This is a genomic window from Cytophagales bacterium (assembly GCA_019456305.1).
Classification (GTDB): Bacteria; Bacteroidota; Bacteroidia; order Cytophagales; family VRUD01; genus VRUD01.
This window is the reverse complement of sequence record VRUD01000089.1, coordinates 1-17,248: the sequence shown is the minus strand read 5'-3', so window position 1 is coordinate 17,248 and position 17,248 is coordinate 1. Positions and strand designations below refer to the sequence as shown.

Annotated in this window: 12 protein-coding genes; 4 read left to right on the top strand and 8 right to left on the bottom strand. The window is 35.6% G+C overall.

The genetic code is table 11. The features are described from left to right. From FVQ77_15230 to FVQ77_15220, 3 genes are all read right to left on the bottom strand, one after another. A partial coding sequence (locus FVQ77_15230; protein ID MBW8051656.1) for a hypothetical protein occupies positions 1-4,703 on the bottom strand: 4,703 nt, incomplete at its 3' end. A 157-nt stretch (positions 4,704-4,860) separates the two neighbouring features. Beyond that, positions 4,861-5,397 carry a Uma2 family endonuclease gene (locus FVQ77_15225; GenBank protein MBW8051655.1) on the bottom strand — a complete coding sequence of 179 codons (537 nt, stop codon included), beginning with the start codon at positions 5,395-5,397 and terminating at the stop codon, positions 4,861-4,863. 29 nt (positions 5,398-5,426) lie between these two features. After that, positions 5,427-5,870 (bottom strand): hypothetical protein, encoded by a 444-nt coding sequence (locus FVQ77_15220; GenBank protein MBW8051654.1) that lies wholly within the window; start codon positions 5,868-5,870, stop codon positions 5,427-5,429. A gap of 30 nt (positions 5,871-5,900) precedes the next feature. On the opposite strand from FVQ77_15220, the gene FVQ77_15215 reads away from it, so the two are divergent. Together FVQ77_15215 and FVQ77_15210 are read left to right on the top strand one after the other, a co-directional pair. Further along, positions 5,901-6,632: an RNA methyltransferase gene (locus FVQ77_15215; protein MBW8051653.1), complete on the top strand. Its 732-nt coding sequence runs from the start codon at positions 5,901-5,903 to the stop codon at positions 6,630-6,632. A gap of 483 nt (positions 6,633-7,115) precedes the next feature. Continuing rightward, the gene (locus FVQ77_15210) at positions 7,116-7,880 is read left to right on the top strand and encodes a glycosyltransferase family 2 protein (protein MBW8051652.1); all 765 of its coding nucleotides are present in this window, start codon (positions 7,116-7,118) and stop codon (positions 7,878-7,880) included. 27 nt (positions 7,881-7,907) lie between these two features. On the opposite strand, the gene FVQ77_15205 is transcribed toward FVQ77_15210, so the two are convergent. Next, the gene (locus tag FVQ77_15205) at positions 7,908-9,326 is read right to left on the bottom strand and encodes a glycosyltransferase (GenBank protein MBW8051651.1); all 1,419 of its coding nucleotides are present in this window, start codon (positions 9,324-9,326) and stop codon (positions 7,908-7,910) included. Positions 9,327-9,364: 38 nt separating this feature from the next. On the opposite strand from FVQ77_15205, the gene FVQ77_15200 reads away from it, so the two are divergent. Together FVQ77_15200 and FVQ77_15195 are read left to right on the top strand one after the other, a co-directional pair. Then, a complete protein-coding gene (locus tag FVQ77_15200; protein MBW8051650.1) occupies positions 9,365-10,141 on the top strand; it encodes a methyltransferase domain-containing protein in 777 nt (258 codons plus the stop codon). Positions 10,142-10,420: 279 nt separating this feature from the next. After that, positions 10,421-11,914 (top strand): hypothetical protein, encoded by a 1,494-nt coding sequence (locus FVQ77_15195; protein ID MBW8051649.1) that lies wholly within the window; start codon positions 10,421-10,423, stop codon positions 11,912-11,914. A gap of 265 nt (positions 11,915-12,179) precedes the next feature. Here the strand turns inward: FVQ77_15195 and FVQ77_15190 are convergent, their stop codons facing one another. The 4 genes from FVQ77_15190 to FVQ77_15175 form a co-directional block, all read right to left on the bottom strand. Then, positions 12,180-13,439: a hypothetical protein gene (locus FVQ77_15190; protein ID MBW8051648.1), complete on the bottom strand. Its 1,260-nt coding sequence runs from the start codon at positions 13,437-13,439 to the stop codon at positions 12,180-12,182. 653 nt (positions 13,440-14,092) lie between these two features. Beyond that, positions 14,093-15,682, bottom strand: a complete 1,590-nt coding sequence (locus FVQ77_15185) for a hypothetical protein (protein MBW8051647.1) — start codon at positions 15,680-15,682, stop codon at positions 14,093-14,095. Between the two features lie 13 nt (positions 15,683-15,695). Next, positions 15,696-16,388, bottom strand: a complete 693-nt coding sequence (locus FVQ77_15180) for a methyltransferase domain-containing protein (protein MBW8051646.1) — start codon at positions 16,386-16,388, stop codon at positions 15,696-15,698. A 7-nt stretch (positions 16,389-16,395) separates the two neighbouring features. Further along, complete coding sequence (locus FVQ77_15175) at positions 16,396-17,112, bottom strand: glycosyltransferase (protein ID MBW8051645.1); 717 nt, start codon at positions 17,110-17,112, stop codon at positions 16,396-16,398. Between the last annotated feature and the right edge of the window lie 136 nt (positions 17,113-17,248).

Genomic DNA, 17,248 nt, shown 5'->3' with positions numbered 1-17,248 from the left:
GTTGCGTAAAAAGTGTTTATTCCAACAACAGGAGAAGGCGTAAATGGTGAGCCGCTGCCAATCGTCAGCGTAAGCCCGGGATCAGAGAACCATTCAATATTAGCGCCTGCAGCAGTGATATTGGCAATGGAATCACCATCGCAATAGGTTGTATCGTTCCCTGTTGTTGGCGCTGCAGGAATTGCATAGACAATGATCACCACAGAGTCGGCAAGGCCCTGACAACTGCCGGCAGTTTGTGTTACGTAGTAAACAGTAGCGCCAACACCGGGAAAGATAGCGAAAGGCGAGTTAGCGCCAATTGGAATGGTAAGCCCTGCATCAAAGAACCATTCAATATTGCTGCCCGCTGCCGTAAGGTCAGCGATAGAATCACCATTGCAATAAGTGGTATCGGTTCCTGCCGCAGGCGTTGCAGGAGTGGCATTAACGATGATATTAACAGCGTTGGATATGCTCTGGCATCCGCTGACTGTTTGAGTTACATAATAAGTAGTAGTTCCGACAAGAGGAGAAATAGAGAAGGGCGAACCGTTCCCAATCGAATCGGTAAGCCCGGGATCGGAGAACCATACAATATTGGAACCTGTTGCAGTGAGGTCAGCAATAAGATCACCCTCGCAATAGGTTGAATCTGTTCCTGCAGCAGGCGATGGTGGCGCACCGGCAGCAGAAATAATTATCGTGCTGCCGGTTACTGTGCAGCCATTAGCGTCTGATATTAGAATAGGATAATTACCTGCACTTAGCCCGGTGAAAGTTCCACTGCCGGCAAAGGTAACGCCATTATCAATTGAATACTGGAAGGGGGGCGCTGCACCACTTGCAGTGATGGTGATCGTGCCGTCATCAACAATACAGGAAGTAACATCTGTTGATAACTCTGAAACAATAGCAGGAAGGGTATTAATTGTTACTGTTGTAATATTCGCTGCACTTATACAGCCGCTAACGGTTACTGTAACCGGGTAAACGCCTGCATTTACCGAAGTGACTCCGGCTATGGTTGGGTTTTGAGCTGATGAAGAAAAAGCATTCGGGCCTGTCCAACTGTAGGTTCCACCCGGGACAAAGGGTGTGGATAGATTAAGCGTTGCCCCTTCACATAAAGGGCCGTTGTTAGCTGGAGTTGGTGTTGCGGGGGTTGGGTTAATCGTTACTGATGTGTTTCCAACAGCGCTTGTACAAAAGCTCACGGTTACTGTAACGGAGTAAACCCCGGCATTTGCCGTAGTAACTCCGGGTATAATGGGGTTTTGAACTGATGAAGAAAAAGCATTTGGGCCTGTCCAGTTGTAGGTTCCACCCGAAACAAAGGGTGTGGATAGATTAAGCGTTGCCCCTTCACATAAAGGGCTGTTGTTTGCCGGTGTTGGGGTGGCTGGTATTGGATTTACGGTTACCGTTACACCTACACAAGCTGTAGTGTTACAAGTTCCTACTGCTTTTACAAAATATGTGGTTGTAGAAGCGGGGGAAACTATAATAGGATCTCCTGTTGCTACAAATCCGCCACTACAGCTACCTGAATACCAATTCCATGCAGCGCCTGTTCCCAGCGAACCGCCTGATACATCTAAGGTTACAGAACTACCGGCACAAACCGGGTTTGGAGTTGCTGATGCTCCCGTAGGATTTGTGGATGATGAATTGACTGTTACTGTTACGCTGGCGCATCCGGTAGTATTACATGTTCCTTCTGCTCTAACGTAATAAGTGGTTGTTGATGCAGGAGATACGGATATTGAGCTTCCTGTACCGATAAATCCAACACCGCAGCCGCCTGAATACCAGTTCCATGTGGCGCCTGCTCCCAGAGAACCACCAGCCAGGGTTAAGGTTGTTGCTCCACCACAAGTAGGATTTGGACTTGCTGCAGCGCTGGATGGCGCTGTGGATGAAGTAATTATCGTAATAGTAACTGAAGCGCAAGATGTGGTATTACAAGTTCCCGATGCCCTCACCCAATAGGTAGTTGTTGAACCGGGAGATACGGATATTGAGCTTCCCGTGCCTATAGGCCCGGCACCGCAGCCGCTTGAGTACCAGTTCCATGAGGCGCCTGTTCCCAAAGAGCCGCCAACAACGCTTAGTGTCGTTGAACTGCCTGCGCAAACGGGATTGGAAGTTGCTGATATGCTTGCAGGCGCTGTAGATGATGAATTTACAGTTATAGTAACTGAAGCGCAAGACGTAGTATTACAAGTACCTACTGCTCTCACAAAATAGGTAGTTGTTGAACCGGGAGATACAACTAACAAAGTTCCCGTACCAATAACCGCTCCACCGCAGGCGCCGGCATACCAGTTCCATGTGGCGCCTGTTCCCAAAGAGCCGCCAACGATTGATAGTGTTGTAGCGCCACCGCAGGTCGGATTCACAGTTGCCGATACACTTGTTGGCGCTATAGATGGTGAACTTACAGTTATAGTAACTGAAGCGCAAGTTGTAATATTACAAGGTCCAGACGCCCTCACCCAATAGGTAGTTGTTGAACCGGGAGATACAACTATTGAAGTTCCCGTACCAATAACTCCTCCACTGCAGGCACCGGCATACCAGTTCCATGTGGCGCCTGTTCCCAAAGAGCCACCAACGACTGATAGTGTTGTAGCGCCACCGCAGGTCGGATTCACAGTTGCCGATACACTTGTTGGCGCTGTAGATAATGAATTTACCGTTATGGTAACAGAGGCGCAAGATGTGGTATTACAAGTTCCCGATGCCCTCACCCAATAGGTAGTTGTTGAACCGGGAGAAACGGATATTGAGGTTCCTGTACCGATAGGTCCAACACCGCAGCCGCCTGAGTACCAGTTCCATGTGGCGCCTGCTCCCAGAGAACCACCAAATAAGGTTAAGGTTGTTGAATTGCCCGGGCAAATTGGATTGAGCGTTGCAGTTATTCCTGCCGGAGCTGTGGAATTAGGCAATACTGTAATTGTAATATTATTTGTGGCAGTAATTCCGCAGGATGTGATTGTGGCAGTGTATGTTGTAGTTACTGCAGGGCTTACAACAGTGCTTTGGCAGGTAGGGCAGCTTCCTCCGGGGCTCCATGAGTAAGAATAAGGAGGAACACCAAACGAGCCATTGGCAGTGAGCGTTGTTGAAGTACCCTGGCATATAGTTGTACCGGCTGATGAGGTGGGGGGTGAATTTTGTTCAACTGTACGGCCTCTTAAAGTTACCGACCATGAATTTAAAGCATTACAACCATTTGTAGCCCAGTTACAATCACATCCAAAAGCATCGCTGCAATAAGTTCTTTTAAGATTAAAAAAGAATGTAATACTCTGGTCGGTACATGAAGGCGTTTTACAAGAGATCATGCTTGCGGAGCCACTAGATCCAAAAGTTGTAGCAGGAGTCCAAAGTCCTGGGGTTGTGCAGGCAGGATCATCACAAGGGGGATCAAGTTCGCATTTCCATACTTGAACACCTGCCGGTGTTTTGCCGCCACAATCCGATGTTATATCTACTTCGGCTTCACACCTCCAACAAGCAAAACCATTCTCGCAACAGTTGAGCACAGTAGAGGCATCCACTTCCCACGCAGCACTGAAATCCTGTGGTTCTGAACCACCCGGATAGGTTACCGTTAAACTTTGAGTACAAACAAGGGGAGTTAATCTTGAACCCATGAGACCGGCACCTGCAAAAGGACCATAGGTAACAAAAGGATCAACAATTAAAGGATACACTAAAGTATCATTATCTAATAGATCGGAATAAACCAAAACATCTATCCTATGGGATTCCAACTGGTAGTGACCAACCCATTGATGTGTTTTAATTTTTGAATCATCCCGGATGTTAATACGGGCATACCTGAATAATTGATTATTATATTCATCATTAATTGCTATTTCGCCCTTCCAGCCCTTTTCTTCTTCTTCAATACCTTTTTTAAAACTTAATGTCAAATTGGTTGGAACATCCAAATTATCCCTGAATATCAACTTTTCAACATTTGTTTTTCGTTTTTTTATAATAAAATTACTTTTAACACCACCTTTGCGAAACTTTATGGTCATGTCAATGTCGGGGAAAATATTATAAACGTGAACACCATTATCGCCAATCGTGTAATCAGACCAATTGGCCTGGTAGTTTGTAATATTTGAACTCCTATCATATTCTATTAACACCAACTGGTTAAAGCGAAGCTTATGATCTCCTGCTTTTAAGCTTGTCCAGCCTTCATTGATATTTAATTCTGTTGGAAAAGGCTGATGATAAGCTGCATACAGATCCTTATTCACTTGTTTCAGATTCGCATTGATGGCAATCCATTTTCCATTTACTTTGTAATTTGCTGGTGTGGCTGATTTTTCTATGTAAAAAACAGATGGGTCATTTGCATCAATATAAAACCTGTCAACCTCTGTTCGTTTATGGATCTCTTCAATGCAATTCTCACATTCGGCATTGTAAGGTAATGTGCCAAAGTCGGGATGATCCCAATATTCTTCAGGAACAAACGTTTTAGCCAAGACCTTGTCATATTTTCTGTCTTCAGAAATTGAGTAAAGATTATTGCCGAACTTCTTTGGAGCAGCAAGCGCAGATGATGGTTCGGCATGATGCGACTCTAATCCGCCAACTGAGGGATCGTGCAATTGTCTATTATCCTGCGATTTTAATTCGCGGGGTAGAGTAAAAGCGAATCCTAAAAAGATGAATAGCAGTATTTTTTTCATAACAAGGCAATTTAGTGTTATAATCTCTGTAATATTCTGCTAATTAATGATAATTAAACCCCTAAATTAAGGGTTTTTTCAACAATATGCAAATCTTGGGTAATAAGACGAAAAAGCGGCTGTTTTGGTTGCCTATTAAAATACTTTCTCATTCTAACTAATATTTAAGGGAAATATCAAGTTTTAACACTTTTGACGAAAATTTTTCATATCCTCTGTAAAATTCCTGAAGCTTTCGGTCAATATTCTCATATCCTATTACTTCGTCATTGTCAGGGTTAATGATCCAGTATTCTTTCACGTCATATTTTTCATAAATACTTTTTTTAATATTGGTGTCATAGTAACTTGTAGAAGGCGATAGTATTTCAATAATCATATCTGGAGCTCCATGCAAGCCATCGTCATGTATGATATTGTTTCTTTTATCAGAAACAAAAACTATATCAGGTTGTAATACATTTTTCTCATCAAAATATACATCCATTGGAGCACAACGAACTTCTCCTATCGGGTTATTTTTTAGAAAGAACCTTATTTGGGTTAAAATATCAGCCACTATGCCCTGATGCCCGTAAGTTGGCGCTGGTTCACCCAAGGCAATTAATTTGCCATTTATGAGTTGGCGTGGGTCGCCCTCCTCAAACTGTTTGTAATCTTTAACTGTATATTGTTTTTGTGATGTTGCTATCATTTTTTAATAAAAACAAATTTTTAGTTTGTTTAAAGTTTATCAATGAGATTTTTTATGTCGTCAAGAGTTTCATCCACTTCGTCAAATTCAGGGTTTCTTTCGTAAAATCCGAAAATATGTAAAACAGCCATGGCTCTATAATACAAATTGCGTAAATCATCATCTGCGAATTTTTTTAAGAGCATTTTTTTTCTTCTGTGATTTTTTGGTAATTCTTTTACATCTATCCCATTTTTTAAGAAATATGCATCAAGAGCAATGTTAAAGGCAAGCCATCCCTTTTCACAGCCGTTAACGGCATATTTAATGTCACCGTTTTTTTTGGATTTTAGGATTTCATCAACTGCTATCTGGAAATACTTTTTTGCTTCTTCAATATAGTTTTTGTTACTGGTCATAACGTTATTATTTATAATAGGGAACTTTGAAAAATTTGTTTTTTTTTCAAAAATCCCTAATATTACAATTTGCAAGGTAATATTGTTTTTTAATAAAAACAAATTATGCAAGAAAAATCAAAAAAAAACAACCCTGTAAAAGAGTCAGCAGAACACCTGTCGGGTTTTATTACTGAAAATAAAAAAGAAAGGATCGGGCAGGCGCTCGGTAATCGTACCCGGTATATAACGGTTGTTTTAGAGGGTATTTTTCAACCTCACAATGCCAGCGCTGTGATCAGGAGTTGTGATTGTTTTGGGATACAGGATGTGCATGTTATAGAAAATCAAAATGAATTTAAAGTTAATACTAATGTTGCTTTGGGCGCTTCTAAATGGGTGGACGTTATAAGAAGTGGCAGTAGCAGTGGTACAAAAGAATGTATTGAAAAATTAAGAGATCAGGGTTATAGGATCATTGCTACTGCACCATATTGTGAAGTACGAAGTACGAAGTACCCCGCAAAAAATGACGGGGCAGGCAAAGTACGAAGTAAGAAAAAAAAAGTGTATGATTTGGATGATTTTCCGCTTGATAAGGGGAAGATAGCCTTGTTTTTTGGTACTGAAATGGATGGATTAAGCGGTGAAGCGCTAAAAAATGCGGATGAATTTTTGAAAATACCAATGTATGGTTTTACCGAGAGCTTGAATATTTCTGTGTGTGTTGCGATATGTTTACATCATTTAACGATTAATCTTCATGGATCTGAATTGAAGTGGAGGTTGAGTGAAAAAGAAAAAAATGAGATTAGATTGAAATGGATAAGGAGGATTATTAAAGGAAAGACAGCTTAGAAGCAGTCGGCAGTTGGCAGTTGGCAGTCGGCAGTTGGCAGTCGGCAGTTGGCAGTCGGCAGTCGGCAGTTGGCAGTTGGCAGTCGGCAGTCGGCAGTCGGCAGTTGGCAGTTGGTAGTTGGCAGTCGGCAGTTGGCAATCGGCAGTCGGCAGTCCACAATCGGCAATTGTTTTTTTGCCGACTGTGGACTGTAAATTGCCGACTGATTTTTTTGCCGACTGTTGACTGCCGATTGCCGACTGGTTAAGTTAAGTTTCTAAATCCAGTTGCCATATTGTTTTAATGGTTTGATTGTTATTTTCTTTTTTGCCAACTGCCAACTGCATTTTGCCAACTTATTGAATATACTGAACCGAAAACCGATCCCGAGTACTCGGGATCATGCAATATTTAGAAAAGAGCCAAAATGGTTTCATTTTGATTGTATCCCGTCTTTGATTCTCTATCTTTGTATCAAAATCCAAATCTCAATCATTTAGTTAATGGAAATAAAAAAATTATCAATCATTGTTCCCGTTTTTAATGAAGAAAAGACGATCACAGAATTATTGGATAAGATCATTGAGGTTGAGTTAAAGGACGAAATTTCAAAAGAGATCATTATTGTGGATGATGCTTCAAATGACGCTACTGTTGGTAAAATAGAAGAATATGTTACGGTGTGTCAGGTGGAGAATGTAGAGACGTTGCATGCAACGTCTCTACATTCTCCACCTGACACTACAATCAAATTATTAAAACACGATAAAAACCAGGGCAAAGGCGCTGCGCTGCATACCGGTATTGCTCTAGCAACAGGAGATTTTGTGATCGTCCAGGATGCTGACCTGGAATATGATCCGAATGAATATAATTTGCTTTTAGAGCCGGTATTGAAAGGTATGGCTGATGTTGTATATGGCTCAAGGTTTATGGGCGGCAAGCCGCACAGGATACTTTTTTTCTGGCATTCGATAGGGAATAAATTTTTAACACTTCTGTCAAATATGTTTACTAACCTGAATTTGACAGATATGGAAACCTGTTATAAACTTTTTAGGAGAGATATAATTCAGGGTCTGAATTTAAAGGAAAAGCGGTTTGGTTTTGAGCCGGAAGTAACAGCCAAAATTTCAAAAGTACCGGGTATAAGGATATATGAAGTAGGGATCTCTTATTATGGGCGGACTTATAAGGAAGGGAAGAAGATAAACTGGAGGGATGGGCTGTGGGCGGTTTATTGTATTTTAAAGTATGGGGTGGTTTGAAGTAGGAATAAGGTGTAGAGGCGCTCTTTAATAAAATTTAATTTTCCTGGCAGCAAACAAACACATTTTAAGTAATATAAAGCCATGCCTGAACCTTGAAATATTGGTGCTTCCATAAGTTCTTTCCTTATATTTTATAGGTACTTCCACTATCTTCAGGTTGAGTTTGTAAGCTCCGAAGATCAGGTCAAAATCACCAAAAGGATCAAACTCTCCGAAGAATTTTCTGTTGCTGATCAACTTTTCATAATCGGACCTGAAAATTACTTTTGTACCACATAACGTGTCTTTAAATGGTCTGTCAAGCAGCCATGTAAAAGCCATACTAAAAAACTTATTCCCCAGAACATTGAGGAATCTCATAGCGTTGTCTTCCATTTGATATACCAATCTTGAACCATTAATAAAATCTCCTTTACCTGATGCAATTGCATCATAAAACTTGGATAGATCTTCAGGTGGCACAGTCAGATCAGCGTCAAGGATCATTAAAATATCACCAGTAGCTGATGAAAAACCCTTTCTTACTGCATCGCCTTTTCCTTTACCATCTTGCTGCATTATTTTAATATCGTGTGTTTTTTCGTATTTAGCTTTAATTTCTTTAATTTTTTCCCACGTGTCATCTGTAGAATTTCCTTCCACAAAAACAATTTCGGTATAACTTCCCATTTTGGGTAATCTCAAAATTGCATTTTCAATATTTCCGGTTTCATTTCTAGCAGGTATTACCACGCTTACAGAAAATTTTGAATTTTTTGAGTCTCTACATTCATTATCTTTTTTAGCAAACAAATATTGATTAATGCAGAAATGATTGAAAACAGGGAGCCTGGCAATGATTTTATTAAATAGATATGAAATCAAAGGAATAGAAAATGGAAGAATTTGCCTGTTGATTATCCGGTATACATCAAAGCCTGACAAATACAGCAGATTTTTAATATCAGCATTACTTAGCCAGTTTTGGTCAGGTGTTTTGAGTTTTAAGCCTATCCGTTCAGAAAATTTTAGAAAAGGTTCCCAAAGATAATTGTAGTAGGTTACGATTACCCGCGTATTTCTGTGGCATAGTTTTGTGATCTGATCAAAAACCAACTGAATATCATCAACAAAACCTATAAGGTTGGAAATAATAATCACATCAAATTGTTCATTGAGCGTAATATTTTCAGCTGCCATCACATGTAAGTTCAATTCCGGAAAATTCTTTTTAGCGTTGCTAATCATCTTTTCGCTGAAATCAATGCCTGTTTTATTCTTACCCTTTAGCCGGCTCAACATTTCTCCGTTCCCGCAGCCTATTTCAATCACAGATATTTCATCATGGATAAAATAATTACAATACCTGGTAATATCATTCCAGTAGTATTTGTGTCTTTTTCTTCTTTGTAAGCGTTTATCTGCTATATTGTTAAAGTATTCCTTTTTTGAAAGTTTGCTCATTTTTTGTTTACTCCTCTAAAAATTTAAACGACAAATATATGCTATATTTGCAAACTATTATAAATTCTATAAGAATGAAATTAATGATGGGAAATAATAAGAGGATACAACATGAAATAGACCATGGTAACAAAATTAGTGAATATGCTGAAGAGGTATGGGGCTGGTCTACTGCAGCAGGTCAACTAAGAGCGGATAGACGTGCTGGTTATTTTATAAATCTGGGTAAATTTAATCCAAATCAGAAGGTGTTGGAAATTGGTTGTGGAACGGCTCTTTTTACCAAAAAAGTATATAATATAACTAAAGCAAATATTGTTGCAACAGACATTTCTCAATCTCTTTTAGACATTGCTGTAAAAAAATTACCTGCAGTCTCCTTTCGATTAGAGGACGCAATGAAATTGAGCTTTGATAATAATTCTTTCAATGGTATTTATGGTAGTTCTATCTTACATCATTTAGATATAAAAAAATCGCTTAAAGAAGCATATCGTGTTTTAAAACCAGGTGGTAAAATAGTTTTTGCTGAACCCAACATGCTTAATCCTCAGATATTTATTCAAAAAAACATTCCTTTTATTAAAAAATGGTTAGGTGACTCGCCTGACGAAACTGCCATTGTTCGTTGGTCAATAAAAAAAATATTAAAAGAAATTGGTTTTAAAAACGTTAAAGTTTTTCCTTATGACTTTTTACATCCTTATACACCTTTATTTATGATTGGTTTGGTTAAGACCCTTGGTTTTATAGTTGAGCGTATTCCCATAGTTAAAGAAATTGCAGGTTCAATAATAATATATGCAGAGAAATAATTAAGTTGTTTAAATTAATAAACTAAATCCGAAGGATTTATTTAAAACTCGTAAAATTTTATCCAAAAGAGTGGAAAATAAACCGATATTCATTTTAGCTAAATTCCTTTATGAATACGCGCCTTTTTTATATAAACAGCTTTATTTTAAATTTAAATCTAATCAGGATACTTATGAAATTAAAACGTATATCTGAAAAAAGTGTAAAGCAATTCAGTCTTAAAGAAGCAGATTATTATAATATGATTGCCTTTAAAAAGAAATTAGATTAGTCAATCTATGAAGTTTAATAAATTAAGCTTTTCAAATCCCTGGCTAAATTATTTATTAATAGGCCTGTTATGTTTACCACTCTTTTTAATAAATATTAAAGATAGCCATACCTGGGGCGGTGATTTTGCTCAATATATTCACCAGGCAAAAAATATTGTAGAAGGTATACCTCAATCTCAGACAGGGTATATTTTTAATAAGAATCACCCCGTCCAGGCACCTTCTGCATACCCTATAGGTTTTCCCTTATTATTATCGCCTGTATATTATTTTTTTGGAAATAATATACAGGCATTTTCAATACTGATCTCTTTCTTTCTTTTCATTTTGGCTTTGGCTTTGTTGAAATATTACAGAATGTACTTCCCTCCCCTTATATCCACTATTTTAGTTTTGACAATTGTTTATAACCCATGGACATTAGATTTTAAGAGTAATATACTTTCAGATATTCCTTTTACTTTCTTTCTGCTATTAGCTTTATGTATCTTTTTAAGATCGGATCAGAATAAGTTGTTGAATATTTTTATTTTAGGAATATTAATAGGAGCTCTAATATCAATAAGAACTATCGGTATAGTTTTTATTTTTGCTATGTTGTGCACATTTGTCAAAGATCTCATAAAGATCAAAAAGACAAACAAAAGTAAAAATGATTTAAAAAGATTAATTAAAAATATAACCCTCACATTGGTAATTACTTTCGGTTTTTATATACTATTGAATTTGCTTTTTCCTTTACCAACTGAAGGTACCTATTTTGATCAAATAATCTTAAAAGATATATTCAACCGTTTTTTTTTAAACTTAAGTCATTATAGTGTTCTTTTACAAAACTTCTTTCACCCAACAGGAACTTACAATAGATACAATTTCTTAGGCATTATATTGAGTTCATTAGCAATTTCTTGCATGGTTGTAGGAGTAATTCATAAATTCAGTAAAAATATATGCTTTATTGACTTTCTGGTAATAGGCTACATTGGTATTTTATTACTTTGGCCTATAACACAAATGTTTCGTTTTTTACTGCCAATATTTCCATTTCTATTTCAATATATGGTAATAGGATTAACAAGAATTAAAATAAATAATAAATTAAACAAAAAGGTAATAACATTAATGTTAACAGGAATAATATTAGCACTATATTATCACAGAGTTCTAAATATAATTAAGACTCAAGATAGAATTGTAGAGGGGCCTCAGGAAATCAAATCAATTGAGGCATTTGAATATATAAAAGACAATACCACTAAAAAATCAGTCATTGCTTTTATCAAACCCCGGGTTTTAGCACTGTATACAGATAGAAAAAGTATAGTAAATTATCACAATGGGATAGAAAATTTAGAAAAAGAATTTTCTTACTATAATGTAAGCTATTTATTGGTTCATAATGAAATCCCTAACTCAGCTTTAACAAGCTATATAGATAAAAATAAAGTGCATTTATTGTGGGATAATGAAGTTTTTTATCTCTATAAAAGAATATTCTAATCTATTATTCCCGCCTGCCTGGCATTAGCTTTGTGGGTGGCGGGCAGGTGTGCCCTTAATGAACAGCTACTGGGCTCTGGTTACTGGGTTCTGGATTATTTGCTTTCGGCAGGCAGGTTGGTAATTCTTTCTGACAGTAATCACTACCTTTACCCAGCAACCAGTACCCAGTAACCAGCAACTAACTTCTTAATTTCACTTCAATATATCGAGATTTCATCCCGAGTACTCGGGATTAATTTGCGAAGATAAGTTCTTTATCTGCTTATTTTTTTATATCTCCTACTTCAAAATGATATAAATATATATCCTGATATTTAGATAATAGTTCCATATTATATTTTTTGATAATATCAGCATTTTTAAAGATCACTTCTCTACAACGTGGATATTGGTTCGAGGTATAGTTCTCCATCATTTCATTATGTACTTGCTTATTATATAAAACTAATAATGGTTTATCAGTGAGCAATTTAAAGAGATCATCTGGTATATCATCTTCGGTAAATAACTTAAATAATTCTTTTACCTGATAATCTGCCGTTCTGGACATTTTGCTTGACATCAGTGGTAAGTTGCTCATAAGACTTAATTGCATTGTTTGTGTACAGAATGGTTCATCCGGATCTATTGTATAGTCATAATTTTCTGAACCAACATGATAGAATGGAATTGGTAATATTGCCTGATATTTTGAAAAATCAACCGATTTTACTAAAAATATCAATTTTTCGGTGTATGATTTGTCTGTTAAATAATTTTTATACTCATTTATTTTAAACATCATAATAGTTTCCTTTGTGGCAATAATAGCACAGAAAATTAAGCCCAAAACAATGCTATTTACAAAAAACGATTTATAATATTTAACATAATGATCTATGATAAAAGCAATAAAGAAGTTAAATCCCCAGAAGAATATCCAGTTAAATCTCGCCAGGCATCGAAAATGGGTAACCAAATCCGTTATCTTATGAATATAGTAAAATGGATTTAAGTAATTGGTTATTTTGTAAGAGTCGTTAAAAATAATTATTGTTTCTCCAAGAGAGATTAGAAGTGAAACTAATGCCGAAGCTAAAATTAAAAGTAGGAAGAACCCTTTATCTGAAGTGAATATTTTTTTTAAAGAAATAAACCACCTTTTTTTAAATACATATACAATTACCAAAATTAGTGCAGAGAATAAAGCAAAATTTCCTAAAAATGCATCGGATTCGTAGTGGATGGGATTAATATATTCAAATGGAAACTTTATGTTATTATGAGGATAGGAAGTAAAAAGTGCAGAAAAGTTTAATTTCCAATCAATCCAGTTATAACCTTGAGCGCCTCCCCCTCTTAAATTACCATATTTGTCAATAATTTTGATAAATAATATTGGAGCGAATGAAAATATAATAATTGGAAACAAATAATTAATTGAGCGTGGATATTTTTTTGTTTTAAAGAATTCATAAATAGCCCAGAAAAAGAAAAAACCAAAAATCACCACTAATAATAACCCGATATAAACAAGATGCATAAAAGTAAATAAGATTACTGTAAGGATTAATAAAGTAGTATTTATGATACAACTTTTAATATTATTATCTTTGTAGCAATAGTAAAATCTTAGTAATAAGTAAATTATTATTAAAAACGAACAGGAAAACGATAAATTAAAATGCCCAAGCCCACTAAATCGCATAATCTGTGGACATAGCCACGGTAGCGTTAAACTAAGGATAAGAATAAGACTTTTTGTTTGTAATAGCTTAGAAAGAATCTTATAGACAAAAAAGGTGCTGATTAATATACATAGAATACAAAAAAAATTGAATATTTCAAAACTATAAGGAGTGATATCATATACATAGTATGAAAACAATTTAACAAAAATTGCTAAAATGGGATTATTGGCTGTATAAAACACATAATCACCATAAGGATAATTCATATTTTTAAAAATAAATATCCCTTCATTAATATTTTGCTTTAAATAGGAAGAAAAAGTAAAATAGGTTTTTATACCATCATTATAATTTATAAACAATAAATCTTTGAATAATATATTTTTAAAGGCAAATAAAAGCAAGCAGCACTGAATTATTATAGTTAATAAAATCAGTGATCTATTAGTGAAGGTGATTTTCATTTGTAATATTATTTGAGTCTTTCAAAGGCTCCTTATTATGATTATCTCAATTTGTAAACTGATAAAATGGTTAAACCATTAGCCTTTACCGAATAAAACTCATTGGTATATTCATAATCTTCTTTATGCCATCGGTAATTTCCAAAAAAATAATCCGCCTCTTCTGCAGTATTTACATAACGGATCCTTTTCCTTTGTGAGGGCGTTAAAATACGTTCAAGATTATACATAGGCATTCCGGAAAGAAAAAAGTTTAAATGTGGGGTTGAGTCATGCGATAAAACATATTCAGCTCCTTCACAAAAAGATGACCCCCAGTAATCCAATTCAAAATTTCGCCTGACATTTTTTTTATCTATTAACATATTAAAATATACATTTTGATATGGATGGTAAGATACCATAAGGCATGTAATTGTAATCAATCCTGATATAACCATACCTGTTAATGTGAACCTGGCGATTTTAATTAATATTGCGTTACTGATCTTTTTTATTAAACCATACACATAAATAACTCCTTTTAAGCTGATAATTAAAAATGCAGGATATACAAAAAAATGGTGCCGCCAACTGTCAAATAATACAGAATGGTGAATAATGGTAACTACAATGGGCAAAAACAACCAAATGAGTATTATTACATCAAAGATATAATCTTTATTACTAAGGATATATTTTGGCTTTGATAATAGTTTGTGAAATATTGTAAACATTCCAAATACAAAAAATAAATTGTACAATATAGGAGTGGTTATTATCATCCAAACCGGTGTATAATGCCAGGGTAATACGTTTGCTTTTACGTCTTGTCCAAAATATAATACGGTTGCACCCCATGATATATTACTGACTGACTTATAAGCCAGATAAAATTTTTCAATCGGATTAGCCCATAAAGCCGGCCAAAACAGTACAATAAATCCAAATAAGGTGATAGCATAAATTCCCAAAGGGATTTTTAGCTTCGCCTTTTTATTACTGATAAATAATTCCATCAAAAAAAGAAGAGCAGTAAGAAAAGGTACCAAAATTCCTACTATGCGTGTGTCAATCAAAATAGCACAGCTTATCCCATGAAAAATCGCATTAGATAGAGACGCCTGATGAAAGAACCTGATTAAAGTATATATAGAAATGATAAATAAGGAGAGTGTAGTGATATCTACTGAGTTGAAAAAGGCATGAGCAAAAATTCTTGGACTTAATACAAAAAAAATACAGCCAAGTAACGAGATTCTCCAATCTCTGAATAATGTTTTACAAAGCTGGTAAAAGAAAAACACCCCGATACCAAATATAATAAAAGTACAAAGATGGCGCATAAAGAAAATATTTCTGGTATCTTCAAGTTGGAATATTTTTTCAAGCAAATAAAATCCAAATTGAATAACCGGCCCATGAGTAAGCGCAAAATAGCCTGTTACCTCATCTGACGATTTACCCACTAAAATATATTCGTACACTTCTTTACCATAATTTTGATTTTGGTTTTCATCCCAGGTCATGCCGTAATCCTGAAAAACACAAAGGCCAGTAATCATTAATATTAAAAAGAATAACCCAACCGGAATTATTTTTCTCTTTGTAATGAAAATCCAGAACGAACTAATAATTTTAGTATTTGTCATTGATTGAAAATATTCAACCCGGGTAACCTATATAAACCCAGTCTCCCCAGATCTTTTTACAGTTATGGTTTTTAATATTGATAACGGAAGTTAGCTTTTCTTTGAAAGGGAAAAAATTTACATGCTCATCCAGGGTGTAATAAAAATATCGCTGGCATGGTACGGCAATAATAAGCTGTTTCTTTGTTATTCGTTTTAATTCTGAGACAGCTTTTTCAAGATCAATAATATGTTCGAGTGTATGAAAGCAGGTAACAATATCAAACGCTTTATCTGAAAATGGGAGGTTTTCAATATTCCCTTTTACATACTGGTAATTAGCTGAATTTCCTTTATCAACTATATCACAACCGAACAATTCAAAATTGGAACTTAGTAATAGTGATAAGAAATAGCCTCTGCCACATCCAACGTCAAGAAGGTTTCTGGAAGTTTTGTCAAGGTTATCAACAATGTAACTTATGCTTGGAAAGTTTAGGTCAGTTTTCCGGTTTCGGGAAATGGTATCCAGGTTATTATAAAAATCGTTATATCGCTTTTCAGTAAAACCATATACCAAACTTTTAAATTTCATAACGGTTTTTATATTTTTGCCTCTATAAGCATAATAATAAAAGGGGTACATAAAGAATTTGTTATCACGAATAAAAGGGGGTAAACATTCATCCATCAAAAATCGAATTATATTGGTAATGTTTCTGTTCATAATGTCCTTATTTCTTTTTGTATTTCCCGGTTAAATGATTAATCTTTAATAATACAAGGTCTTTAAGTATCTCTATTCCGTGTATCAAATAGCTTACACTTGAACCTTCCTGGTTTCTAAATTTTACAGGTAATCTTTTAATATCGTAATTTCTTTTCAGTGATACATATAACAATTCAGCATCAAATGCAAAGCCATTGATCCTGCTAACAGAAAATAGATCTTCTGCCACGTTTCCCCTGAATCCTTTGAGCCCGCATTGGGTATCAAACATTCCGGTAGTGATAAATCTGCCAATGATAAAGGTAAATATTGCACTGCCAATCCTTCTTATGGCAGGAATTTCAGAGAAATAAGTTGATTCAGGTAAAGTTCTGTCACCTATTGCGAGGTCAAATTCTTTAAAGTCAAGATAGTATAAGAACCGTTCTATAGCGCTGTATTCAAAGGGTATATCCACATCGGTGTATATCCTGAAATCCCCTTTCGCATTTAGCATACCTAATTTGACAGCTGCACCTTTGCCCATATTTTTTTTATTTTCGAAATACAGGCAACCAAAGTCTTTAGCTATTTGCTGTGTTTTTCCGCCATCCTTTGAACCATCATCAACGATAATTATTTCATAATTGATTTTTTTATTCTCCAAATACTTTATAAAGCCCGGGAGCTGATTCTTTAATACCGTTGATCCTTTAAATGAAGGGATGATAATACTTAACATATTGGCTACTTAGTATAAAATAATTATCTTTTTACATAATTTAGAAAGAACTATTAATTATCACTGTTGTCCGATAAAAACAATTAATATTTAGGATTAAACATAACTATCTTTGCAAAAAAAATAAGGCAAGAGC